We start from the raw sequence: 23,342 nt of genomic DNA, 5'->3' as shown, positions 1-23,342 counted from the left end.
AACTCCTGTATCTTTGGCTACATTCTATTTAAACGTGGCGAAAAAGTCGCTAGCTCAGTGCTAAAAAAGAGAGCGGCAATAAAAAAGGCCACCGAAGTGACCTTTTATACGTAGTTTCGTAGAGATTAGTGGTTATCCGCTAATTCACGTTGTGCCGCTTTCGCTTCATCTATGCGCGCCAATTTCTCTAAGTCTTTGTCTTCAACAAAAACTGGTAGAGGTTTGTGTTTTTCAGCTAGGTAGCTGTAAATCACAGGCAGTACGAATAGCGTAAACAGAGTACCAATCGCTAGACCAGCAACGATTACGATACCGATACTGAAGCGCTGAGCCGCACCAGCACCACTTGCATACATCAGTGGAATCAGACCTGCGATCATCGCCGCTGTTGTCATAAGGATAGGACGAAGACGTACTTTTGCCGCTTCCATCACTGCTTCCATTCGACCCAGTTTGTTATGCAATTGCTCTTCTTTTGCTACTTCACAAATCAAGATACCGTGCTTGGTAATTAGACCAACCAGAGTAATCAAACCAACTTGCGAGTAGATGTTCATGGTCGCCGCGCCCCATGCAAGTGCAATTAAGGCACCACAGACAGCAAGAGGTACTGATACCATAATAACAATCGGGTCTTTTAGAGATTCAAACTGAATCGCCAGAACCAAGAAGATGATTGCTAGAGCCAAACCAAACGTTGCGTACAAGGCACTGCCTTCAGTTACGTATTGGCGAGCTTCACCCATGTAGTCATGGTTGTAGCCACTTGGCAGTTTGTCTGTCGCAATACCTTCAAACCATGTAATTGCATCGCCCATAGCAGTACCTGGCGCTGGAACGGCACCGACGGTCGCTGAGTTTAGCTGGTTGAAGTGAGGTAGAGAGCGAGGCTCAGCAACCACATCAATCGTAATCAAGCTACCAAGTGGTACCGCTTTGCCGTTTGCAGAGCGCACGTAGTAGTTGTTCATCGATTCAGGGTTTAGACGCCACTTACGCTCAACCTGAGGGATAACTTCGTATGAACGGCCATTAAGGTCGATACGGTTTACGTAGCCATCTGCCATCATGGTACTTAGTGTGATACCAATGTCTTGCATGGTCACACCGTAAGCACCGGCTTTGTCTTTATCGATGTTGATTTTCATCGTTGCCGAGTCGTAGTTCAGATCAAGATCTGAGTAAACGAACATCGGGCTCGATTTCACTTCTGTCAGCACTTCGGTTGCAATTGCAAACAGGCTTTCAAAGGCATTTGGTGTTGTGATAACGAACTGAATCGGTAGACCCGAACCCGCACCAGGCAGTTCTGGCATCTGGAATGCCGTTACCGCCATACCAGGTACGTTACCAACAAGACCACCTACACGGTTCGCTACTTCAGACTGACTCGCTTCACGCTCGCTCCAAGGCACCATAGACGCAATACCAAAGGCTTGGTTTGAGTTTGGAACACCGGTAAACACCTGAGCAAACGCTACTTCTGGCTGATCAGACAGAATTTCGTTTACATCGTTCATGGTGTTTTGCATGAAATCTAAGTTGGCATTCGATGGGGCAGTACCCATCAGCATCACCACACCTTTATCTTCTGAAGGCGCTAGCTCACTTGGAATGAACTTAAACAGCAGCGGTAAGCTACCGAATACGATCACAGCGAATGCGAGTACGACAGGACGATGAAGCATAACTGCTTTTAGCATCTTCTCGTAACGGTTCGTCATACCATCAAGGATGTGATGTACTTTTTGCTCAAACTTGCTTGGTTCTTCGTTGGCTTTCAGCATTTTTGAACACATCATTGGCGATAGTGTTAATGCCACAATACCGGATACGAATACCGAGCCTGCTAGTGTTAAGGCGAATTCTTTAAATAGCGAGCCTGTAATACCACCCATTAATGCGATTGGCGCATATACTGCACCTAGCGTTAATGTCATCGCGATAACCGGTACCGCAATTTCACGTGTACCAATGATGGCAGCACGGAATGGTGATTCACCTAGCTTAATGTGACGGTCAACGTTCTCAAGAACAACGATCGCATCATCTACTACCAGACCGATTGCTAGAACCATTGCCAGTAGTGTCATTAAGTTCCACGAGAAGCCCATACCTTGCATAACCATAGCTACACCGATAAGTGATAGCGGGATGGTGACAATCGGAATGATTACTGCGCGGAAAGAGCCTAAGAACAGCGTGATTACCACGAGTACAATCAGTGCCGCTTCGACGATGGTTTTAATTACCTCGTGAATCGATTCATTGATCGCGATAGTAGAGTCATACATCACGTTCATTTTGATTGTGCTTGGTAAGTTACGCTCTAGTTGAGGTAACAGTTCAAGTACATCTGCCGCGATGTTAATTGGGTTCGCACTTGGCGCAGCGTTGATCGCCGCAACCACCGCTTCTTGGCCGTTCGCACTTGCGCGGTAAACGTCGTGGCTCTTCTCTAGTGTTACTTTTGCAATATCACTTAAACGAGTCACTTCACCTTCATCAGTACTAACCACAAGGTTGGACAGCTCTTCAACGTTAGAAACCTGAGTATCAGCGCTACCGTTGTAAAGAACAAACTCACCAATTGCTTGACCAGTCGCAGATTGATAGTTATTGGCATTCAATACACCCATAACATCAGTCGCAGTTAAACCAAGAGCCGCCATTTTAGATGGGTCTAGCCAAATACGCAGGGCGTACTTCATACCACCGTAAAGGTCGACTTTTGATACACCGTTAACCGTGAATAACTGCGGGTTGATTACACGTTCTAGGTAATCAGTGATTTGGCTTGAAGAAAGCTCATCACTGGTAAAACCAATGTAAAGTACCGCTGTCGTTGAACCTGTAGACATAGTTACTGTCGGGTCTTCTGCCTCTTTAGGAAGCTGAGAACGAACAGAGTTAGTCTTAGCCAGAATGTCAGACAACGCCGCATTCGGGTCGGTGTTCAACTTCATGTTGACGGTAATGGTAGATTTACCAAGCACCGACTGAGAAGTCATATAGTCTATGTTATCTGCCTGTGCGACCGCTTGCTCCAAGGGCTGAGTGATAAAGCCTTGGATAAGATCGGCACTGGCACCGTAGTAACTGGTTGAAACCGTTACTACTGTATTCGTCATTTCAGGGTATTCACGGACCTGCATTTTGAAGATTGCTTGTAAACCAAGCAGAGCTATCAAAAAGCTGATCGATACCGCTAAAACCGGACGTTTAATAAAAACATCAGTAAAGCGCATGAAGCCTCCAATTACAGCATTGGTGTTTCAGCTGGTGGAGTAGTTGCATCGCTTTCTACTACACGAACTTTTGCATGGTTACTTAGGCGAACTTGGCCTGAAGTTACGACCACGTCACCTGGCTTAACGCCTTCTAGAATGTGTGCGATATCTTGAGTTCGCTCACCCACTTTAACCACTTGCTGTGTTACACGCTTCTCGCCATCTTTCTCTGAAATGATGTACACGTTGTCACCGTATAGAGTGAAAGTAATCGCGGTTTGAGGCAGTGTTACTTGGTTATCTAGCTTAGGTAGAATGATGTTAGCGCGAGCGAACATACCACTACGCAATTTGCCATCGCTGTTTGGGATGTCTGCTTGAACTTGAATCAAGCCACTTTGAATGTTTACCGCAGGCTCGATAGCAGAAATAGAACCTTTGAAAGCGATCTCTGGGTAAGAGTCGACAAAGATATCCACTTCTTGATCAAGGTTGATACGAGAGATATCCGTTTGCGGAACCGTAAAGCGCAGACGCATTACGCTAGTATCTTCTAAACGAACGATATCTGTACCGGCTTGTAGGTATTGACCAAGGTAAACGTTACGAATACCAACAACACCAGCAAATGGAGCTTTGATTTCACGGCGGTCAATAGACGCTTTTAGGCTCTCAATATCAGCTTGTAGAGAGAAGTAGTTTGCTTCTGCTTCATCGTAAGCTTCTTTTGAAATAGACCCTTTTTTGTAAAGACCTTGGTAACGCTTGTACTTAGCTTGCGCTGCTGGGAGCTTAGCTTGAGTACTTTTTAGGTTAGCTTTTTCTACCGCAGAATCTAGCAACACTAATGGCTGGCCATCTTCCACCTGAGTGCCTGACTCAAAAGAAATCTGATCGATAACGCCACTGGTTTCATTCGCAACTGTTACACCTTGGTTTGGTTCGATAAAACCAATGGCTTCAATAACAGGTACCCAATCTACTGGCTGTACTTCAGTCACTGTCACAGGAAATTCTGGTTCAGGACGATTAGCCATGTATTCGGCAATCTTCTGCTGTTTATAAAGATTGAAACCTATCACGCTGCCAAATAGCAGTATTGCGATAAGTAACATAAAGAAAGTCCACTTTTTCATTCCAACTAGAACTCCAAGTTAATGTGTAATTATTGCATCCCAACTGGCTTCAATGGCGGCATCTAATGCGTCATCGTCCAGTTGATAAAACCCTAAAGCATGCTTGCGAGCGAGTGTGACACTCGCTTCAAAACTAAGCCCCGACAAAATTTCGTTATCCAATGGCTTAAAGACACCTTGTTCTTTACCTTCAGCAAACAAGCGATCCACTTGGGCAAACATTTCTCGCTCAAGTTCCCTTGTATTGCGCTTGTTTGCACAGGGCAAAGATTCATACTGAACGCGATTGCTAATAGTATCAATATTTGAAGCGGCTAAATTCCAAATATTAAGCCACATCATGCGATAGCGTTGTTTTAAAGGCATGTCATCACTCACGCCTGCTTGCACAGCGTCGGCGATGCGTCTTGAAACCATCAAACGTACTTCATCAAGGAGGTGCTCTTTATCAGAGAAATATCGATAGATGGTCCCCGCCGCAACGCCAGCCTCTTTGGCCAGTTTTTGCATCGATAGGCCCTGAAAGCCAGATTCAGCAATGAGCTTTTCAGCTGCAGCTAGAATTTGCTCTCGCTTATCTATATTGGTGTTACTAGACATAACCCCACCACAATGAATGAACGTTCATTCATTATAGCCTAACTACTATACAGTTGTGCAATAAAGTATTTTAATTAATCAGCCTTATTTATAGTGATTAAGAAAATACTGACCTTGTTATTGCGTTACGATTAACCATAGCAATCGATCAGTTGCACCATTATTATATGCGCCACTAATTTTCACCTTTGAGACACCTATGAAGCTGAACCCAAGACAAGATGAAGCAGTAAAGTATGTATCAGGCCCTTGCTTGGTACTGGCTGGCGCTGGTTCTGGTAAAACTCGTGTAATCACCAATAAGATTGCTTACTTGGTTCAGCAGTGTGGCTACAAAGCGCGAAACATTGCTGCTGTGACCTTTACCAATAAAGCCGCTCGTGAAATGAAAGAGCGTGTAGGTCAGACTCTTGGTAAAAATGAATCGAAAGGTTTAATGGTGTCGACGTTCCACACTTTAGGCCTGAACATCATTAAGCGCGAATACAAAGCTTTGGGTTTGAAGTCGGGCTTTTCGCTGTTTGATGACCAAGACCAGTTTGCTCTGTTGAAAGAGTTGACAGAAAAGCAGCTTGATGGCGATAAAGATCTGCTACGCCAATTGATGAGTGCGATCTCCAATTGGAAAAATGACATGTTGACGCCGGATCAAGTCAAGGCTCAAGCTAAAGGTGAGCAACAGCAGCTGTTTGCGTTCTGCTTTGAGATGTATCAAAAACAGATGAAGGCCTACAACGCACTCGATTTTGATGATTTGATTTCGTTACCCGTATTGCTGCTTAAGACTAACGAAGAAGTACGTCAGCGTTGGCAGAATCGCATTCGTTACTTGTTGGTGGATGAATATCAAGATACCAATACCAGTCAGTATGATTTGGTTCGATTGATTGTCGGTGAGCGCGGGCGCTTAACGGTTGTAGGTGATGATGACCAATCTATTTACTCGTGGCGTGGTGCAAAGCCGCAGAACTTAGTCTTGCTTGGTGAAGATTACCCGAATCTGCGCCTGATTAAGCTTGAGCAAAACTACCGTTCGACCAGTCGAATTTTACGTGCAGCGAACATCTTGATCGCCAATAACCCGCACGTGTATGAAAAGTCTCTCTTCTCTGAAATTCCTGATGGTGAAAAGCTAAAGGTCTTGATGGCGAAGAATGAAGAGCATGAAGCGGAACGCGTCACGGGTGAGTTAATCGCTCACAAGTTTCTAAATCGTACTGAATACAAAGATTACGCGGTTTTATATCGAGGTAACCATCAATCTCGCTTGATTGAAAAATCTCTGATGCAGAACCGAGTGCCTTATAAGCTCTCTGGTGGTACGTCATTTTTTGCGCGGGCGGAAATCAAAGACATCATGGCGTACTTACGTGTGCTGGTGAACCCAGATGATGACAATGCATTTTTGCGTATTGTGAACACGCCAAGACGTGAAATTGGTCCGGTTACTTTAGAAAAACTGGGCAGTTACGCCAATATGCGCGGCAAAAGCTTATTTGAAGCCAGTTTTGAGCTCGGGCTTGAACAATCGCTATCTGGTCGAGGACTTGAAAACCTACGCCGATTTACCACTTGGCTTGTGAAAATTGCCGATCAATCCGAGCGAGGTGATACCGTTGAGGCGGTGCGTTCGCTTGTTCGTGATATTAATTATGAAGACTGGCTTTATGAGACTTCTGCGAGCCCCAAAGCGGCTGAGATGCGTATGAAGAACGTCTCTGATCTCTACTCTTGGATTGTTGCTGACCTAGAAGGTGATAATTACGATAAAGAAGAGAAGAGCATCAAGGAAGTGGTTCAGCGCCTGACCTTACGTGACATGATGGAGCGGGGTGAAGATGATGAAGATAGTGATGCAGTGCAGTTGATGACATTACATGCCTCAAAAGGCCTTGAGTTTCCATACGTTTATTTGATTGGTTCGGAAGAGGGCATTTTGCCACACCAAACCAGTATTGATGAAGAGAACGTAGAAGAAGAGCGTCGCTTGATGTACGTAGGTATTACACGAGCTCAAAAAGAGCTGACGTTTACTATCTGTAAAGAGCGTCGCCAATTCGGTGAGTTGATTAAACCGACGCAAAGCCGATTCTTAGATGAGCTGCCTTTCGATGACCTTGAGTGGGAAGTGCACAAGAAGCCACAAACAGCAGAAGAACGCATGGCGAAGGGCCAAGCGCATATTGCTAACCTAAAAGCGATGTTTAATAAAAAATAGAAACAAAAATGGCTTGGTATTCACCAAGCCATTTTTATATGGAAGAGATGAGGTTATAGGCCTTCGATCATGTGCTCAATCGCGGCAATGATTTCGTCATCTGAACAATCCATACAAGAACCTTTCGCAGGCATTGCATTGAAGCCGTTGATTGCGTGGTCTGCTAGTACGTCACTGCCTTGTGCAATACGTGGAGCCCAATCGCCAGCATCGCCTGTTTTTGGCGCACCACTCACACCTGATGCGTGACAAGCGATACAGAAAGTACCGTAAACCGTTGCACCATCACGTGGGCCAGTTGGCTCCGCTTTTACCGGCTCAGCGCCAGCTAGGTAAACATCACCAACGGGTTTAATGCGTTCTGCAATCGCATCATATTCTTCTTGGCTAACACTTGCTGCAAAAGAGGCGCTAGAAAAGGTTACTGCAGCAACCAAAGCGGTTAAGATTTTTTGAGACATATCCATTAAACTCACTTTACATTCCTGAAGGTAAGTTCATGCTTACCTATTATAAGAGTGTGGCAATGACCAACAGGGCTAACCTGTTAAATCAATGTAAATAATGGGTGATTATATCCTGTTAACTTGTTGCAATAAACAGCAAGTTACCTCCTTCCTAGCAGTTATCTAATGGGAAATAGGGGTTTATCACACTTTAATTGCCCAAAAAGGCATCAAACGATAAAAAAAGTTGAAAAAGTACTAGACGGCCTAGTGTGATATCCGTATTATTCCACTCCGCCGATAGGGCATGCGCCCGTAGCTCAGTTGGATAGAGCGTTGGCCTCCGGAGCCAAAGGTCGAAGGTTCGAATCCTTTCGGGCGTACCATTCGCCTAAAGGTTTATCGGTAAAAATTTCAGTGGTGGCTATAGCTCAGTTGGTAGAGTCCCGGATTGTGATTCCGGTTGTCGCGGGTTCGAATCCCGTTAGCCACCCCATTTATTTAGGTAGCTTTGCTTCCTTTCTTGTGGAAATGAGATAAAACATAAGTCGGTGAATAGCGTGTTTTGTAGCGCATCTCGGCTCTTGGAATAAGCGGGACCAGAGGGTTAAACCTCTATAACGTAAACCAAGTAAAAAAATACCATGTCGGTGAATAGCGCAGCTTGGTAGCGCATCTGGTTTGGGACCAGAGGGTCGGGGGTTCGAATCCCTCTTCACCGACCACTATTTAGTTTAACGCTGATAGCGGTAAACAATATAATTTAGTGGTGGCTATAGCTCAGTTGGTAGAGTCCCGGATTGTGATTCCGGTTGTCGCGGGTTCAAATCCCGTTAGCCACCCCATGATTTGCTCGGTGAATAGCGCAGCTTGGTAGCGCATCTGGTTTGGGACCAGAGGGTCGGGGGTTCGAATCCCTCTTCACCGACCACTATTGAAGCCCTAGTCGAAAGACTAGGGCTTTTTTACATCTGGAGTTCTCGGCTAGAACTTCAAGAAAGCTTCAATTGGCTGCCTGCGTCAGAAAGTTTCTAGCGTTTGATCGCTGCTCTGAAACCAAAGTGAGGCTTACCCGGAGTTTAAAAAACTCTCGATTCACTCGCGCCAAGAATGCGACTCGCCTGAAAAATCTCCACTCTCTACTAGGTCGAAATTTAACCCTGGTCTATCAATAAATAGTGCTACAAGCAATTTCATATAGTGCAAATACTCGACTAAACTTACCTTAAATAGTCACGGCAGCTTAGGCTGTCTAATTAAGGTTTAATCTAATTTTAATCCTAATTTCCTGTTATATTTTGGGGTTTCGTATTGAATTTCATTATTGATTTGGTGTTATGTTTTATATTTGTTAATGCTAATTCTACGTGGCAGATAGAATACTTATTCATTTTATGATGTTGCGTAGAGAATTTTTAATTCTACGATATTAGAGTTTAGGCCAGTAGATATGGTGTCTTTTATGGAATAAATAAGAGGTAAGAACTAACGTATCATTTCGCTAGTACGCATATTTATTTTGCTAAGCTGCTTGTTTTTTGTTCCATTTCAACTTTTTATTCTAGTTATGTTGCTTTTCTGTGAATTTTTTGCCAAATTGATGACCTTGTAAATTGCCAGAACATTATACTGGCTTGAATGGATTCAATTTTCAGACAGGGCAGAAAGCTGCCGAAGCAGTAGAGGTCTGGTTTAATGTCACTTTTAGAAGTTAAAAATCTTCGTATTGAGTACCCGTCTCGTCACGGTGTGCATGCAGCTGTAAAAGCACTATCGTTTAATATTGAACGAGGTGAAATCGTCGGCGTTGTTGGTGAATCTGGTGCGGGTAAATCGACGGTAGGGAATGCCGTGATTGATCTGTTAAGCCCTCCGGGTCGCATTGCTAGTGGTGATGTTTATCTCGATGGTGAGTTGATTTCTGGTCTATCTCCAGAGCAAATGCGCAGCGTACGTGGTTCAAAAATTGGCTTTATCTTCCAAGATCCAATGACATCACTCAACCCACTTTTCACGGTTGAGCAGCAGTTAAAAGAAACCATCCACGCGAATATGAAAGTCACTGACGAGCAGGCATACCAGCGTGCGTTGTCATTGATGGAACAAGTAGGTATCCCACAACCAGAAAACCGCTTGAAGCAGTACCCGCACCAATTCTCGGGTGGTATGCGTCAGCGTGTGGTTATTGCTATAGCACTTGCCGGTGAACCAGATCTAATCATTGCAGACGAACCAACCACAGCGCTTGATGTATCGATTCAAGACCAAATTCTAAGCTTGATCCGTGATTTATGTATTAAGAATAACGTTGGTTGTATGTTGGTGACGCACGATATGGGTGTGGTTTCTAACGTGACTGATCGAGTGGCGGTTATGTATCGTGGTGACTTAGTTGAGTTTGGTCCAACAGCGAAAGTGCTGGGTGATCCAGACCACTCATACACTCGAAGCTTGATTTCAGCGGTTCCGCGCTCAGACATGAAGCTCGATCGCTTTCCGTTAGTGAGCTACATCGAAGAAGCTCACGAGATGGAGCCTTTAGATGTTAAAAACCACTGGCTGGGTCAAAGCCAAGATCATCGAGATTACACCGGTTCACTACTGAGCGTCGAAAATGTAAATCTACGCTTTGTGACTAAAGATTCGCTATTTGAAAGCCGCCGCGAATACGTTCAGGCATCCAATAATGTCAGCTTCGATGTATTTGAAGGTGAAACGTTTGGTTTAGTGGGTGAGTCTGGTTCGGGTAAATCGACGATTGCACGTGTTATTGCTGGGTTGTATGAACCAAACTCTGGCAAGGTCACATTTGAGGGCATTGATTTAACGGCTCTTAAATCTGAAAAAGAGCGTCGCCCACTGCGCCGCCAAATGCAGATGGTGTTCCAAAACCCATACACTTCTATGAACCCGCGTATGAAAATCTTCGATATCATCGCAGAGCCCATCCGTTTTCATAAGCTTACCAACAGCGAGACAGAAACTCGCACGATCGTGAACGATCTACTGGATCATGTTGGTCTGGGTAAAATGGCAGGTGTGAAATACCCGCATGAGTTTTCAGGTGGTCAGCGTCAGCGTATTTCGATTGCACGTGCGCTTGCGACGCGACCTCGTCTTCTTATTTGTGATGAACCAACTTCAGCGCTTGATGTATCGGTACAAGCACAAATTCTCAACTTGCTGAAAGATCTCCAAGATGAGCTCAATCTAACCATGCTGTTTATCAGTCACGATTTACCTGTGATTCGCCAGATGTGTGATCGCGTCGGAGTGATGCAGATGGGAACTTTGCTCGAAGTCGCTCCGACCGAGCAATTGTTTACTAATCCACAGCATGAATACAGCAAGCAACTGATTTCCCTAATGCCTGAATTTACGGGCTTAAGAGAAGAAATAAAAACGGCGTAAGTCGTAGATCTACGGCCCAGACAAACTTGGGTTACAAAAACAGACGCAAATACAACAACTAGGGATGAATCCCGCATAAGGAGTTATGCAATGAAAACCATGAAAAGCAAACTAGCAGTGGCTTTAATGGCAGCAGGCTTAAGCTTTAGTGCAGCTGCAGCAGATATCACCGTCGCTTATGACGCAGACCCAGTGTCTCTTGACCCGCATGAGCAGCTATCTGGCGGCACACTGCAAATGTCTCACATGGTGTTTGACCCACTTATTCGCTTCAATCAAAAAATGGAATTTGAACCTCGCTTAGCAGAGTCTTGGGAACGTATTGACGGCGAAACAATGCACTTCAACATTCGCCAAGGTGTTAAGTTCCACTCTGGCAACACGTTAAGTGCAGACGACGTAGTTTGGACTTTTGACCGTCTGAAAAACTCTCCAGACTTCAAAGGTATCTTTGGTCCAATCGTTTCGATCACGAAAGCTGGTGACTACAAAGTAGAAATCAAAACCGATGGCGTTTACCCACTTGTTGAGAACGTAATGACTTACCTATTCCCAATGGATAGTAAGTTTTACTCTGGTCAAACGTCAGATGGTAAAGCGAAAGACGAGCTAGTGAAGCACGGTAACTCTTTTGCTTCAACAAACGTGTCAGGTACGGGGCCTTTCATTATCACTCAGCGTGAGCAAGGTGTGAAAGTAACGTTTGAGCGTTTCAATGATTACTGGGATAGCGCGTCAGAAGGTAACGTAGACAAGCTAACTCTAGTGCCAATCAAAGAAGATGCAACACGCGTAGCAGCACTTCTTTCTGGTGATGTAGACATGATTGCGCCAGTTGCTCCGAATGATTACAAGCGTATCGAGAAGGCTGACAGTGTAGACCTTTACACTATGCCTGGTACTCGCGTTATCACGTTCCAAATGAACCAAAACAGCAACCCTGCACTGAAAGATGTGCGCGTTCGTCAAGCGATTACCTATGCGATCAACAACGAAGGTATCACGAAGAAAGTAATGAAAGGTGCGGCGACAGCAGCTGCTCAACAGAGCCCAGTTGGTTTTGTTGGTCACAATGACGACCTAAAACCTCGCTACGATCTTAATAAAGCTAAAGAGCTGATGAAAGAAGCGGGTTACGAGAAAGGCTTCACGCTAACGATGATGGCGCCGAATAACCGTTACGTGAACGATGACAAGATCGCTCAAGCTTCTGCGGCAATGCTATCTAAGATTGGTATCAAGGTTGACCTGAAGACAATGCCTAAAGCGCAATACTGGCCTGAGTTTGATAAGTGTGCAGCAGACATGTTAATGATCGGCTGGCACCCAGATACAGAAGATTCAGGTAACTTCACTGAGTTCCTTGCTATGACTCGTAATGCAGAGACTGGTAAAGGTCAGTACAACTGTGGTCACTACTCAAATGCAGAAGTGGACAAGCTAATCGAAGAAACGAACAAGATGACAGATCTTGCTAAACGTAGTGCATCGTTGAAGAAAGTAGAAGAGATTCTATACAACGAAGCGGCGTTCGTTCCTCTACACTGGCAAGATCCTTCATGGGCTGCGAAAGGTAACGTTGAGATTGGTCCAATCATCAACGGTATGAACTTCCCATACTTCGGTGATCTAGTGGTTAAATAATCACAGTGAACCAGACCAAGTACTCGTGACTCTCTGAGTACTTGGTCGATTTTTGGTGCTTAGCTTTGTTTCAGTCGGGTTAAGTACCATTTTTAAGACTGAAATCTATGGAAAGTTAAGGGGCAAGGAATGTTTTCGTTTCTGGTCAAGCGCCTGTTTCAGGCACTGATAGTGATGTTTGTGATCAGTTTGGTGGCGTTTGCCATTCAGGATAACCTGGGTGACCCGCTGCGTGAGCTTGTTGGTCAGTCTGTTTCGGAATCAGAGCGTCAAGCTTTACGTGATGACTTAGGACTGAATGATCCCTTCATTACAAAATACACTCGCTTTGTTGGTAATGCGCTGCAAGGTGATTTAGGCACATCTTATTTCTTCAAACGCCCGGCGGTTGAAGTCATCCTCGATAAACTCGTCGCGACGCTAGAGCTAGTGTTTGGTGCGACTCTAATTATTGTCTTCTGTTCGATCCCACTAGGGGTCTATTCTGCGATTAACCCAAAAAGCATCTTCACCAAAATCGTGATGGCAGGCAGCAGTATCGGTATTTCAATCCCAGTCTTCTTAACCGCGATTATGCTGATGTACGTTTTCTCAATTGAGCTTGGGTGGTTACCGTCTTATGGGCGAGGTGAAACTGCGAATATATTTGGTTGGGAGTCAGGCTACTTTACCCTTGATGGTTTAGCCCATCTTGTACTGCCATGTATCGCTCTAGCATCGATCATGCTACCCCTATTTATTCGTTTGGTGCGCTCAGAAATGCTGGAAGTATTGAGCTCTGAATACATCAAATTTGGTAAGGCCAAAGGATTAGCGCTAAACAAAATCTATTACCAACATGCACTTAAAAACACCATGCTGCCAGTACTGACTGTCGGTGGTGTTCAAATTGGTACCATGGTGGCTTATACCATTCTGACTGAAACCGTATTCCAATGGCCAGGTACTGGTTTCCTTTTCCTAGAAGCGATCAACCGTGTTGATACGCCACTCATCACCGCTTACGTTATATTTGTTGGCCTGATTTTCGTGGTTACAAACACCATCGTTGACTTGCTATACGGCATCATCAACCCGACCGTAAATCTAACCGGAAAAGGAGCATAATCATGAGTCAAACAGCAGCAGCTCCTTCTCGTTGGGAGCGATTTAAACAGTCTGATTTCTTGTATTACTTCAAGCGTGACAAAGTCGCGATGACAAGTTTTACCATCTTCATGATGTTCTTGGTGATGGCATTGGCAGCGCCAGTTCTATCACCAACGGACCCTTATGATCTAGCCTCTATCGATATCATGGACTCGGAATTACCACCGTCTTGGATGGAAGATGGGGATTCTCGTTTCCTTTTGGGGACAGATGAGCAGGGCCGAGACATTTTATCGACCATTCTTTATGGTTCTCGATTGTCTTTGACGATTGGTTTTCTGGCCGTTGGCCTTCAGCTCTTTCTTGGTATCGTGATTGGATTGTCTGCGGGTTACTTTGGTGGTCGTATTGATAGCTTTTTGATGCGATTTGCTGACGTACAGCTTTCATTCTCAACCATGATGGTTGCGATCATTGTGTCAGCCATATTCAAAGCCAGCTTTGGCAGTGACTTCTACAGTCAGTACGCCGTTGTCATGCTGGTGGTGATCATTGGTGTGGCAGAATGGCCTCAGTATGCGCGTACCATTCGTGCATCCGTATTGGCTGAGAAGAAGAAAGAATACGTTGAAGCTGCGCGTGTGATGGGTTTTAAGGCACCGCGTATTATGTTCCGACATATTTTGCCTAACTGTTTATCACCAATCTTGGTTATCTCGACGGTTCAGGTGGCAAATGCCATCATGTCTGAGGCGGCACTTTCCTTCCTAGGTTTAGGTTTACCGGTAGACCAACCTTCACTCGGTGCACTGATCAGTATTGGTTTTAACTACATCTTCTCAGGTGCATGGTGGATTACCGCTTTCCCTGGGATTGTTTTGGTGACGTTAGTATTGGTGATTAACCTACTGGGTGACTGGCTACGTGATGTATTTAACCCGAAAATCTACAAAGGGTGATCTAACCCTTAGATTTTAATCTAAAAATTTCACTACACTAAGAGTCGTAACTTGTTACGGCTCTTTTTTTGCATCTATTTTTCTCAGCCGTGAGCCGTCAATAATGTCACACTATCCCATCGCTAGGATAGGAAACTAAAGGTTTGAATTAAGGGTATGGATATGAAGATGGCTGTGATGCCAAAGCGACCATTAGTAACACTCTTGAGCACTGCATTATTAGCCTTGCCAATGATATCCGCGCCATCTTTTGCGGACGAGTTTCTATGTGATGCCACTCAGGTATCGACTCAAGAGTTACCGCAATTAGATCAATCGTGTCCAATAGGTAAAGGTTTGTGGGGAAAGCAGAAACCTAAAGGCCAAGAGTCTCAGTTTTGGATACAGTGTGGTGTGTACAGTAAGCCTTTGTCGCTACAAAAGGCAAAAGCGTTGTATCAGCACATATCAACGGATGTATGGCTGAAGCCGGAGTCTAAAGCGTATCGTTGTTTGATAGGTCCGTATCAAGATTTTTCTGTGGTGAAAGGTGAATTAGCAAAAGTGAAGCAACTCTCGGATTACAAAGAAGCGTTCGTGCGAGAGATTGTAAAAGGTGCGCCTGCCAAACAAACTAAACCAGCGCCTAAACCTGTTGTAAAGCCAAAAGCAAAGCAAAAAGTTGAACCGAAGCCCGTTCCTGCTCCAGTTAAGCAAGCAACAACTGTTTTACCGCCTGTGGTTTCTACTCCAGCTATTTCAAACACTCGTCCAGCGAAAGATAAGATAGAAAGTGAAGTTGCGATTCGTTTAACTGCTTCTATCGATGGTGTTGAATACCAAGTGCCTTACATCATGTTCAGCGATGATCAATTCTATATGGAACACGATTTACCATGGAATCGAATGAGTTACGAGCAAGCGTATAAAACCTGTTACCGACAAGGAATGCGTTTAGCAACGCCAGTAGAGTGGCAGGCATTATTGGATTCGAAAGTGATGGAAAAAGACAAGTGGCCAATGCACTTACCTTACTGGGGATCGCAAAAAGCAGGTCTATTCTTTAGTGGCAAGGTTAATCAACTGAAAGGCTCGTCATTGTTGAATGTGATGTGTGTGAAGTGATTTCCCTATCATTCAAGACTATAAAAAGCCCCGCGATTGCGGGGCTTTGTTAAAGTTATGACTTTTAGAGCTATTTAATCGTAAGCACTATCACCTACATACTGAATGTTCATATTGAATGAAGGTACTCGATCAGTAAGGCCCATCAGTTGGATACGATGAGTGCTTGGGTTAGTAAACTCATTGCTGTAGTCAAAGTCTAAGCTTACGTATTCCTTATCGTCTTCAGTCTGCGTCCAACACTTGTTATCTTCGGTAAAGTTTGCCCATTCTTCGCCAAAGAAGCCTGCATCAAACGAATTTTGAATGTCTGAACAAGAAATATCACCGTTTGGATTGTCAATGAAAAGGTCTGCATCAGCTACTTCACCGTCGTTTGCGTTATTTCGCATTTGTGGGGTGATGTACAGTTCTACGTAATCTCCATTAATGAAGAGTGTGGTTAATTGAGCTGTATTTTCCCATGTACCTGTCGAGACGGTGTTGAGTCGACTTTCAGCTTCAGCTTTGTTGGTCAGAGCTTCAAATGCTGAATAGTAGTCATCGTCACCTGAGTCCAATTCCACACTGTTTACTATATAGCGAGGGTTATCTCCTACTGTAGAAGTATGTTTGATCTCTAGAGTCATTGGGTCATAGTCATCTTCGCGGATGGTGATAACATTTCCTTCGATGGTGTAAGTTGCGCTGGCTGTATCAGACACTGGCGCACAGCTTTTAGTTAAATCACCATTGTAAGAATCACTGCCAAAGTAAACCTGACCGCCTTCTAAATGGAAAGTCTCGCAGTAGTTCAATTGAACCTCGTCGTCTCCTTCTGGCGTTTCAATGAAGTAGAGAGTCTGGCCTACTAGCGGGTGTTGAGGCTCTGGCTCTGGAGTTGCAGCTTGTTGAACTTCTGGTAGTTCAAGTTCGACAGTTGTTGAGAGACCTGCTCGGTCTGTTGCCGTTAACTTAATAGTGTAATCTGTGTCATCTTCATTTTCGGAACGAATTGGCGTACCTTGCACACCGATCAGGCCTTCGCCCATGGCGTCAAAGATAAGACCATTGGTTGTTGCGTTAGAAGAAAAAGTTAGAGTGAGGTTTTCCCCGTTGAATAACCCAGAAAAGTCTAGCGTGTAGCCTTCACCTAAATCTGTACCTTTGATTAGCTCCCAAAGATCGACACCGTCTTGTAGGCCAGCTAGGTCATTCTCTGAATACTCAGGTGCTTGAGCTTCTCCTTCGTCAACTTCTAACGTGAAAATAGCTGTGGTGTAATTGGTGTGCTCTGAATTTCCAATCTCGACGATGATTTCAAACTCACCAGCCTTGATAATGCTTTCACTTGGGCTGACGCCAATATTTAGCTTCTGGGTATCATAGCTGTAAACGGTTTGGATGTTACTGCCATTAAGTGAGCTGTCGTCAACCTTAATGTAGCTCAAGTCGATCTCTTGAATGTCTTTATCTTCAAACAAGCCTGTTAGATCAAGTTGAATAAAGTAATCTGTTGAACCTGCCATTCCCAGTTCTAGATCAAGTGAGTCTAGTGACTCTTGGATGGCATCATGGACATCGTCATTAACTGTGGTTTTAAAGCTTGGATTATCAATCGTATCGCTTGGGATCGGTGATACGGAACCGCTACCTGAGACAGGCACCACAGGCTTGAAGCTGTCTTCATCAAGCAGTTCAGGGTTTGTTTGTGCTATTTCCTCTACGGCTTTATCTGCTTCTTTGGCAATCTCAGTGGCAGAGTCTTGGTAAGTACTAGGGTTTGCAGCTTTAGTTTCTGTAAGGATCTGCGCAGTTTTATGCAGTTTAGAATCGGCTTGCGCTCCGTCTACGTAATCAGAGTATAGGTTGATGTCACCGTCTGTTTGACCTGTCAGCGCTTCTTTTACTGCTTCTTCTGCTGCCTCAAGTGATTTGCCACTTTCAACTTCAATTGCCACAAGATCAGTAATAGGAGAAATCACATTTGATGAGTTTGGTGCACGGAAGACCAACTCATGCTCCATTGGTTGCCCTGGCAAATCCATATCTACGGTGTATACGCCAGCATATTTTTCAGCATCAACAGAGATCAGTTTTCCTTGAGCTGTCCCGCCTGGTGTTAGGGTTTGGAGTGCAAGTGTACCTTGTGGTTTGCTCGAACCAACATTGATTTGACCACGGCCGTCTGTTAAGCCTAGAAACGTATCTGTAGTGATGTCCCATTGACCGTTATTGTTGTTGTCGACAAATACTACGGCATTTTTAAAATAACCATCAAAGCCTGTTAGGATTACGCCATCACGAGTTGTATTGTCATCACTACTGCCACCTGAACCACCACCACAACCGGTTAACGCAATTGCGACTGACGTTGCTAGTAAACTGATCTTCTTCATTCTAAATATTTCCTTGCTTGTTTAAGCTCTTTATAAGTATTCAGCACACTAAAATTTTAAGCCCAAAGTTTAGTTTGCTGATAAATTGGTCACTTTTTACCGTTGCATCCAGGCGAAAGCAAGGCACGGAAAACAGCAAAAAAACCGTAATTTTTTTTATTTATTTTCTCTATTTGTTGGATTGGTTGTTTTTCCCTAAGGCTGTCGATAAATCATATTGATTTTTAGCTCTTCGACTTTATCTGCGTATTGTGGCTTCGGTCTGAGTATGTAGCTGTAGATCTCACCATCGACAAACTTGTCATAAGGGGTATAGGCTGCATCAAAAGCCAGTGAAATCTGCCCTGTTTCTGGGTTACTGATGTACTCCAAACATTCAACGTTATAACGCGGGTTCGAGGAATCAGATGAAGAAACCAGCTCTATCCCATATTCTCCTTGACCACCCACGACATCAACCTCATACCAGGTCGCGACGTTTTCACAGTTTAAGCTAGTCCCATAAGCCTTTAGGTTAAGATCTGAATCGATGGTTTCGTTATTTGGCCCTGCAATATTTTCTTGGTGATCAAATAGGTAGTTACCGACTTTAATAGGCAAAAATTGATGGTTTGGTATTGGTAGTAGATAGTCAAACCACGTTATTTGAAACAAGTATTGGCCCGTCATTGCACTGAGCCTTTGCTCCATTGCTTTGACATCTTTTTGCATGGTGTAACTTTCATATTGGTTGCCGTCATGTACAGAGACGAAGTAATTCGTCACATCAGTCTTCACGCTAGATGGGTATTGATGTTGAAGTTGCCAGCGTTGGTTGGCTGCAAGATATGAATTTTGGTTTGAAATAACAATGTGTTCGTTATCGATATGATAGCTACCGACTTTGGTTAGCTGAGCTTCTGTCGGGCAGTGTGATCGATTACTTGCTGTAGCAAAATAGACCTCTTGGTTGATGAATTTAAATGCTTGGCAGTACACCACTTCATACAGAGTATATTGTCCGGCAAACTCATTACTGCTTTCCAAGCGAAACAACAACTCGCCTTCGAGTGGGTGCTGTGTTGCTAGGTCATGGTTGATGCTAGGTAGAGTGAAGTGTGCTTCTACCCACTGTTCACCGTGGTAACTATCTTGAGCGGCAATGGTCAAGCTTGGAGAGGTGGTTGTTTTAGGCGTGCCAGATAGCGTGATTAAGTGGTTTCCAGAAAGCTTTACGCCCGCCAAGTTAAGGGAAATACGTGAGGACAACAAGTCGTTATCAGGGTCATCAAACAGATTGCTCACATTGAGTTGATAGTGGATGGCTTCAGACTCGGACAGTGTCCAGTTATCTATCTGCTGCTGAAGCTGTTGGTAAATGTCTTGTACGATAAAAGGAAGGGAATTCTCGCCGACGCCCTCAAGTGGCATTTTCGTTGGGTTTATTACTTCTGTTTGGTGGATAGAGTCGTCGCTATACCAGTGTTGTGCTTCTGTCAGAGGTGGGGCGGTTTCGTGATTGGTTTGAACTTCAGGTGTGTTGGTAGGCTTCACACGGGCTAGCCCCGTATTTTCATCATCAAAAGCGGAGTTTGTTTTTCCATCAAATGAGTTGGTTTGAAGCTCAGTCAATGACTTATTGTTCGGTTCAATAGATAAGTGATCACTCGGGCTATTTAGTTGGGTATCATCACTGGCAGATTGAAACTGACTAAAGCTCAATGTTGCTAGGAGTATAACGGCTCCTAGCGTGATTTTCTTTTTCATGATGCAGCCATACGAGACTGAAGCCAACTGCGAGAGAATTTTAGGTCTTTCTCTATAAGGCTACTGCTGCACTCCAGTAGTTGACTAATTTCTTGGTTCTTGAGCCCCATCAGGTACTTCAGTTTGAGCGCATTGGATTGCCTTGGGTAGCGATCACTAAAGTTGTCTAATGCTCGGTCGAGTATAAAGAGTTGTTCAAAGCGTTGTTCACTTTGCTCTGGCTCTAGATAGAGCAGCTGCCTTTTTTGAGCCTGTTGTGAGCGTGCATTGTCGATCAAAATCTGGCGCATGATTTTAGCCGCCATCAAATAGAATTCTCTCTGAGAAGCGACTTCTGATAGGTCTGACTTTGACATTTTTAAGTAGGCTTCATGAATCAATGCGGTTGTGCTATTGACGCTATCTGCCAGAACCTGATTGGCTTCGCCATACTTTTTGGCGCTACGAGCTCTCTCTTGTTGGGCGATTTTTCTTAGTTGTAGGTAGGCAAATTGATACAGATGATGCTCGGCTTGTTTATCACCCGATTGCCATTGGTGAATGATTTGAGTTAACGAAGTGGCTGAAGCCATTTAAATACTCTCCTTAACTTTTCTGTATTCAGAGACACTCTCTGTGCGAAGTAGCTCTGTTCCATCTTGTGTTTTTGTGAGTTGTTGCTGGTAACGATAAAGTACACCTTTGTCCCACTTCTCACCTGCGGGTAGATACTCCCATGTGGTGTACTTGGGTCTTGGTTGTTTTGGTAGATACCAGCGGACTATCAGGTTGAGTTGCTCAATGGAAGCGGTTGGTGTGTCTGCTCGCACCCACCACATATCGGCAAATTGATGAGTCACGTTCTGCTGATAGTGGTCTCGACTCAAAGGGCATTGGTCACCGACAAGGTCAGCACGCTTAATTAGGCCGTTTGCAATCCATAAGCAGCTTTCGTCTATCTGGTTTTGTTCGTAGGTGGTCTGACGCCATACGCCTTGATAATTCAAGCGAGTGAAGTGTTCCTTGGGAAAGGTAAACCAGATCTTTTCACCTTTGTTTGGGTGAGTAATATTCTCTCTTACACCTAACCCCTGCGATTTCTCCATTAACAGTTGAGTTGTCGGATCGAAGTTAATGGCAATCGAGCGGTATTTGTAGTCACCTTCATCGTTGAAATCATCAATAGTAAAGCCGTTCAAATCATTACGCGTGCATCCACGAGCCGCACAGTGGAAGGTTCCATAGCTATCTGGGTACTGTGCTAGTGGAGTTTCCACTTGCTCAGTATCTTGGCGTGGTTGTATTTGGCAACCTCTGAAGTCATCACCAATATCAGGGTATTCCACTATGGAATTTTGAGTGATTTTATAAGTTAGCTTGCCGATAGGAGGCTTGTAATTGGGGTGATTACGCAGTCTCAGATCAAAAGCGCATAGGCGGCCGGCGTTGTCACGTTGTTTAATGATGACGTTGGTTAAATAGCGATTGATAGGCTCAAAAATAACCTGCTCAGATTGAAAGTTTTCACGAATGTACTTCTGACTCTGATTTAAATGTTCAACCGCTTCTTGTACTGACGCCAAATGATCAAGCTGTAGGTTTTTTATGTCGTCCTCCACCAGTTGGTTGAGGTCAATTTTAGTCAGCGCTTCTTGAAATCGAGCGTCACTTAATTGCGAGTCGAGTAATAAAATCTCTTGGCGATTTTTGGGTGTACTGTCTAAAGAAAGCAGCAGTCGAGTAATGTTGATGCTACGGCTTGGTTTTGTCGAGATATGATTGGGCGTCAAAACCGATTGCGCTGAAACCGTAGATAATAAGTAGTCGTTTTCATCCTCCCCTAAGAAAAAGTTTACAACATCGCCCGAGCGGAATTGAAAAGCCCCTTTATCTGTTCGACCACTTAGATTCGAGCTCGTCTGGTAGTAGAGACCAGTAACGGGGGAATCGATAAAGTAGCCGGTTTCAATTGACGTATCATTGGCCAAGCAAAATGAGGGTAATAGTAGGCTTAACCATGAAAGTGTTTGATAGATGGTGCGCATTTTAACTCTCATTTTGGGTTGGGGTAGGTGCTGCTTTTTCTTCAATGGGGGTCATCATGACCAATAGCAGTTTGTGCTTGATATGTTTTGGTATTTCGGGGTTAGCAAGAATGCGGCGTCGAGTTAAATCGACAACGGCGTGCAATGGCATTTCCTGGGCAGCCAAACTTTTTGAATGAAACATCATGCTTGAAACCTCGAAAATCATGTTTTCCGCAATTTGTTTTTCTTTTTGTAGCTGTTGATTCTTTGCAACTAAAAAGTGAGTAAAGAAAGCCCCTGAGAGTGCTAACAATAGGCATAGGCTACTGGTGATAGGATTGCGTTGAAATAGGCGCAATGATGGATAAAACGGAATGCTTTTTTTCTGCGATACCGGTCTTTTGGAGAGCACTGCTTCAATATCCAGTCGAACCTTATCGATACTGGAATAACGTTTGGTTGGCGCTAAATCGGTAGCATGGTGCTGAATAGCCCAAAGATCAGATAAAGTGCGCTCATTTGGGAATAGCCAGTTCAGAAGTTTGCCTACCGAGTAAATGTCACTCAAGGGGGTCAATGTTGCTTGAGATTGCTGCTCTGGACTTGCGTACTCTTTATTGAATGCAATTAGTTGGCTGTTGCTATCCTGATTGGTTTTTTGGGTCAGATTAAAATCAATCAGCTTCACCTGCTGATTGCTGTCGATCAAAATATTGTCGGGTTTCAGATCGCCATGCACGACCCCTTGCTGATGGCTATGTTCTAGAGCATTACAAAGTTGGACAACGAGTTGAAGGCGTTCATTTTTATTGAGTTGAGTTTTGTCATAATCAGCCAGTGATTGGCCCTCGATTTGCTCCATTACGATGTAGACGGATTCGTTGTGAATACCACCGTCAAATACCTTGGCAATATTAGGATGATTCAGTTTCGCGAGTAGCTGCGCTTCTTGGAACAGTGCTTGTTGGCTGAGTATAGGTGCAAGGTCTGATTGCAGGAATTTGATCGCCAGTTTTTGCTCGAACGCTTCATCTGCGCGGCACGCAGCATACACTACTCCCATCCCACCACGACCAATCTCGTGCAGAATGCGATATTTGTCTATTTGTCGGTTGGTGTAATCCACTTGCTGAGAAGCGCTATGCTCAAGCGTAAACTGAAATATCTGATCAAGTTGATCGGACATCTCTGCTGCCACTAATGGGGCAACTTGTTTGTATAGCGAGGGGTGTTGCTTTTGTAGTTTTTCTAAGGCTTCTCTTTTTTGTTGGTCATCTAAATCCAACAGCAAGTAATACACATCGGTTTTACTTGAATCTAGCTTCACTGAACGTCGGTTTATATTTATTTTTCGGCGTACAGTGTATAGAAAAAT

At 44.3% G+C, this 23,342-nt stretch carries 15 protein-coding genes and 5 tRNA genes; 11 read left to right on the top strand and 9 right to left on the bottom strand.

Annotated features, from left to right (window positions below):
• Positions 1 to 125: 125 nt before the first annotated feature.
• Genes GVO60_RS20400 through GVO60_RS20390 form a run of 3 tightly spaced genes read right to left on the bottom strand, consistent with a single transcriptional unit; the run spans position 126 to position 4,966 of the window.
• Positions 126 to 3,248 (bottom strand): multidrug efflux RND transporter permease subunit, encoded by a 3,123-nt coding sequence (locus tag GVO60_RS20400; protein WP_159657377.1) that lies wholly within the window; start codon positions 3,246 to 3,248, stop codon positions 126 to 128.
• 11 nt (positions 3,249 to 3,259) lie between these two features.
• The gene (locus GVO60_RS20395) at positions 3,260 to 4,366 is read right to left on the bottom strand and encodes an efflux RND transporter periplasmic adaptor subunit (RefSeq protein WP_159657375.1); all 1,107 of its coding nucleotides are present in this window, start codon (positions 4,364 to 4,366) and stop codon (positions 3,260 to 3,262) included.
• An 18-nt stretch (positions 4,367 to 4,384) separates the two neighbouring features.
• Entirely contained in the window at positions 4,385 to 4,966 is a 582-nt protein-coding gene (locus tag GVO60_RS20390; RefSeq protein ID WP_159657373.1) for a TetR/AcrR family transcriptional regulator, read from the bottom strand.
• A gap of 199 nt (positions 4,967 to 5,165) precedes the next feature.
• On the opposite strand from GVO60_RS20390, the gene rep reads away from it, so the two are divergent.
• The gene (rep, locus tag GVO60_RS20385) at positions 5,166 to 7,184 is read left to right on the top strand and encodes a DNA helicase Rep (RefSeq protein ID WP_159657371.1); all 2,019 of its coding nucleotides are present in this window, start codon (positions 5,166 to 5,168) and stop codon (positions 7,182 to 7,184) included.
• 53 nt (positions 7,185 to 7,237) lie between these two features.
• Here the strand turns inward: rep and GVO60_RS20380 are convergent, their stop codons facing one another.
• Positions 7,238 to 7,651, bottom strand: a complete 414-nt coding sequence (locus GVO60_RS20380) for a c-type cytochrome (RefSeq protein WP_159657369.1) — start codon at positions 7,649 to 7,651, stop codon at positions 7,238 to 7,240.
• A gap of 288 nt (positions 7,652 to 7,939) precedes the next feature.
• Between GVO60_RS20380 and GVO60_RS20375 the strand changes: the two genes are divergently transcribed.
• From GVO60_RS20375 to GVO60_RS20330, 10 genes are all read left to right on the top strand, one after another.
• Positions 7,940 to 8,016: transfer RNA gene (locus tag GVO60_RS20375), tRNA-Arg, on the top strand.
• Positions 8,017 to 8,050: 34 nt separating this feature from the next.
• Positions 8,051 to 8,126 (top strand) — tRNA-His (locus tag GVO60_RS20370).
• 152 nt (positions 8,127 to 8,278) lie between these two features.
• Positions 8,279 to 8,355 (top strand) — tRNA-Pro (locus GVO60_RS20365).
• A 44-nt stretch (positions 8,356 to 8,399) separates the two neighbouring features.
• Positions 8,400 to 8,475, top strand: a tRNA-His gene (locus tag GVO60_RS20360).
• 9 nt (positions 8,476 to 8,484) lie between these two features.
• Positions 8,485 to 8,561 (top strand) — tRNA-Pro (locus GVO60_RS20355).
• A gap of 764 nt (positions 8,562 to 9,325) precedes the next feature.
• Positions 9,326 to 11,041: a dipeptide ABC transporter ATP-binding protein gene (locus GVO60_RS20350; protein WP_159657367.1), complete on the top strand. Its 1,716-nt coding sequence runs from the start codon at positions 9,326 to 9,328 to the stop codon at positions 11,039 to 11,041.
• Positions 11,042 to 11,131: 90 nt separating this feature from the next.
• On the top strand, positions 11,132 to 12,685 hold the full coding sequence (locus tag GVO60_RS20345; RefSeq protein ID WP_159657365.1) for an ABC transporter substrate-binding protein: 1,554 nt from the start codon (positions 11,132 to 11,134) through the stop codon (positions 12,683 to 12,685).
• A gap of 129 nt (positions 12,686 to 12,814) precedes the next feature.
• On the top strand, positions 12,815 to 13,792 hold the full coding sequence (locus GVO60_RS20340) for an ABC transporter permease (RefSeq protein ID WP_159657363.1): 978 nt from the start codon (positions 12,815 to 12,817) through the stop codon (positions 13,790 to 13,792).
• A 2-nt stretch (positions 13,793 to 13,794) separates the two neighbouring features.
• Entirely contained in the window at positions 13,795 to 14,733 is a 939-nt protein-coding gene (locus GVO60_RS20335) for an ABC transporter permease (protein ID WP_159657361.1), read from the top strand.
• Positions 14,734 to 14,889: 156 nt separating this feature from the next.
• Complete coding sequence (locus GVO60_RS20330) at positions 14,890 to 15,837, top strand: SPOR domain-containing protein (protein WP_159657359.1); 948 nt, start codon at positions 14,890 to 14,892, stop codon at positions 15,835 to 15,837.
• Positions 15,838 to 15,911: 74 nt separating this feature from the next.
• On the opposite strand, the gene GVO60_RS20325 is transcribed toward GVO60_RS20330, so the two are convergent.
• The 5 genes from GVO60_RS20325 to GVO60_RS20305 form a co-directional block, all read right to left on the bottom strand.
• A complete protein-coding gene (locus GVO60_RS20325; protein ID WP_159657357.1) occupies positions 15,912 to 18,215 on the bottom strand; it encodes an acid phosphatase in 2,304 nt (767 codons plus the stop codon).
• A gap of 195 nt (positions 18,216 to 18,410) precedes the next feature.
• The gene (locus GVO60_RS20320; RefSeq protein ID WP_159657355.1) at positions 18,411 to 19,961 is read right to left on the bottom strand and encodes a hypothetical protein; all 1,551 of its coding nucleotides are present in this window, start codon (positions 19,959 to 19,961) and stop codon (positions 18,411 to 18,413) included.
• Positions 19,958 to 20,533 (bottom strand): ECF-type sigma factor, encoded by a 576-nt coding sequence (locus tag GVO60_RS20315; RefSeq protein WP_159657354.1) that lies wholly within the window; start codon positions 20,531 to 20,533, stop codon positions 19,958 to 19,960. The genes GVO60_RS20320 and GVO60_RS20315 overlap by 4 nt, the downstream gene beginning before the upstream one ends.
• Entirely contained in the window at positions 20,534 to 21,985 is a 1,452-nt protein-coding gene (locus GVO60_RS20310; protein WP_159657352.1) for a chromosome partitioning protein ParA, read from the bottom strand.
• A gap of 1 nt (position 21,986) precedes the next feature.
• Entirely contained in the window at positions 21,987 to 23,294 is a 1,308-nt protein-coding gene (locus tag GVO60_RS20305) for a serine/threonine protein kinase (RefSeq protein WP_159657350.1), read from the bottom strand.
• Positions 23,295 to 23,342 lie beyond the last annotated feature (48 nt).

The sequence above is a fragment of the Vibrio atypicus genome (assembly GCF_009811315.1).
GTDB classification, from domain to species: Bacteria; Pseudomonadota; Gammaproteobacteria; order Enterobacterales; family Vibrionaceae; genus Vibrio; species Vibrio atypicus.
Note: the sequence above shows the minus strand (reverse complement) of the source record. Positions and strands in the feature narration are given on the sequence as shown.

Bases quoted from the DNA above. Each gene is read 5' to 3' on its own strand.
- GVO60_RS20315 (WP_159657354.1), bottom strand. From the start codon at position 20,533: ATGGCTTCAGCCACTTCGTTAACTCAAATCATTCACCAATGGCAATCG.
- GVO60_RS20320 (WP_159657355.1), bottom strand. From the start codon at position 19,961: ATGAAAAAGAAAATCACGCTAGGAGCCGTTATACTCCTAGCAACATTG.
- GVO60_RS20400 (WP_159657377.1), bottom strand. From the start codon at position 3,248: ATGCGCTTTACTGATGTTTTTATTAAACGTCCGGTTTTAGCGGTATCG.
- GVO60_RS20380 (WP_159657369.1), bottom strand. From the start codon at position 7,651: ATGGATATGTCTCAAAAAATCTTAACCGCTTTGGTTGCTGCAGTAACC.
- GVO60_RS20340 (WP_159657363.1), top strand. From the start codon at position 12,815: ATGTTTTCGTTTCTGGTCAAGCGCCTGTTTCAGGCACTGATAGTGATG.
- GVO60_RS20350 (WP_159657367.1), top strand. From the start codon at position 9,326: ATGTCACTTTTAGAAGTTAAAAATCTTCGTATTGAGTACCCGTCTCGT.
- rep (WP_159657371.1), top strand. From the start codon at position 5,166: ATGAAGCTGAACCCAAGACAAGATGAAGCAGTAAAGTATGTATCAGGC.
- GVO60_RS20330 (WP_159657359.1), top strand. From the start codon at position 14,890: ATGGATATGAAGATGGCTGTGATGCCAAAGCGACCATTAGTAACACTC.
- GVO60_RS20395 (WP_159657375.1), bottom strand. From the start codon at position 4,366: ATGAAAAAGTGGACTTTCTTTATGTTACTTATCGCAATACTGCTATTT.
- GVO60_RS20335 (WP_159657361.1), top strand. From the start codon at position 13,795: ATGAGTCAAACAGCAGCAGCTCCTTCTCGTTGGGAGCGATTTAAACAG.
- GVO60_RS20345 (WP_159657365.1), top strand. From the start codon at position 11,132: ATGAAAACCATGAAAAGCAAACTAGCAGTGGCTTTAATGGCAGCAGGC.
- GVO60_RS20390 (WP_159657373.1), bottom strand. From the start codon at position 4,966: ATGTCTAGTAACACCAATATAGATAAGCGAGAGCAAATTCTAGCTGCA.
- GVO60_RS20310 (WP_159657352.1), bottom strand. From the start codon at position 21,985: ATGCGCACCATCTATCAAACACTTTCATGGTTAAGCCTACTATTACCC.
- GVO60_RS20325 (WP_159657357.1), bottom strand. From the start codon at position 18,215: ATGAAGAAGATCAGTTTACTAGCAACGTCAGTCGCAATTGCGTTAACC.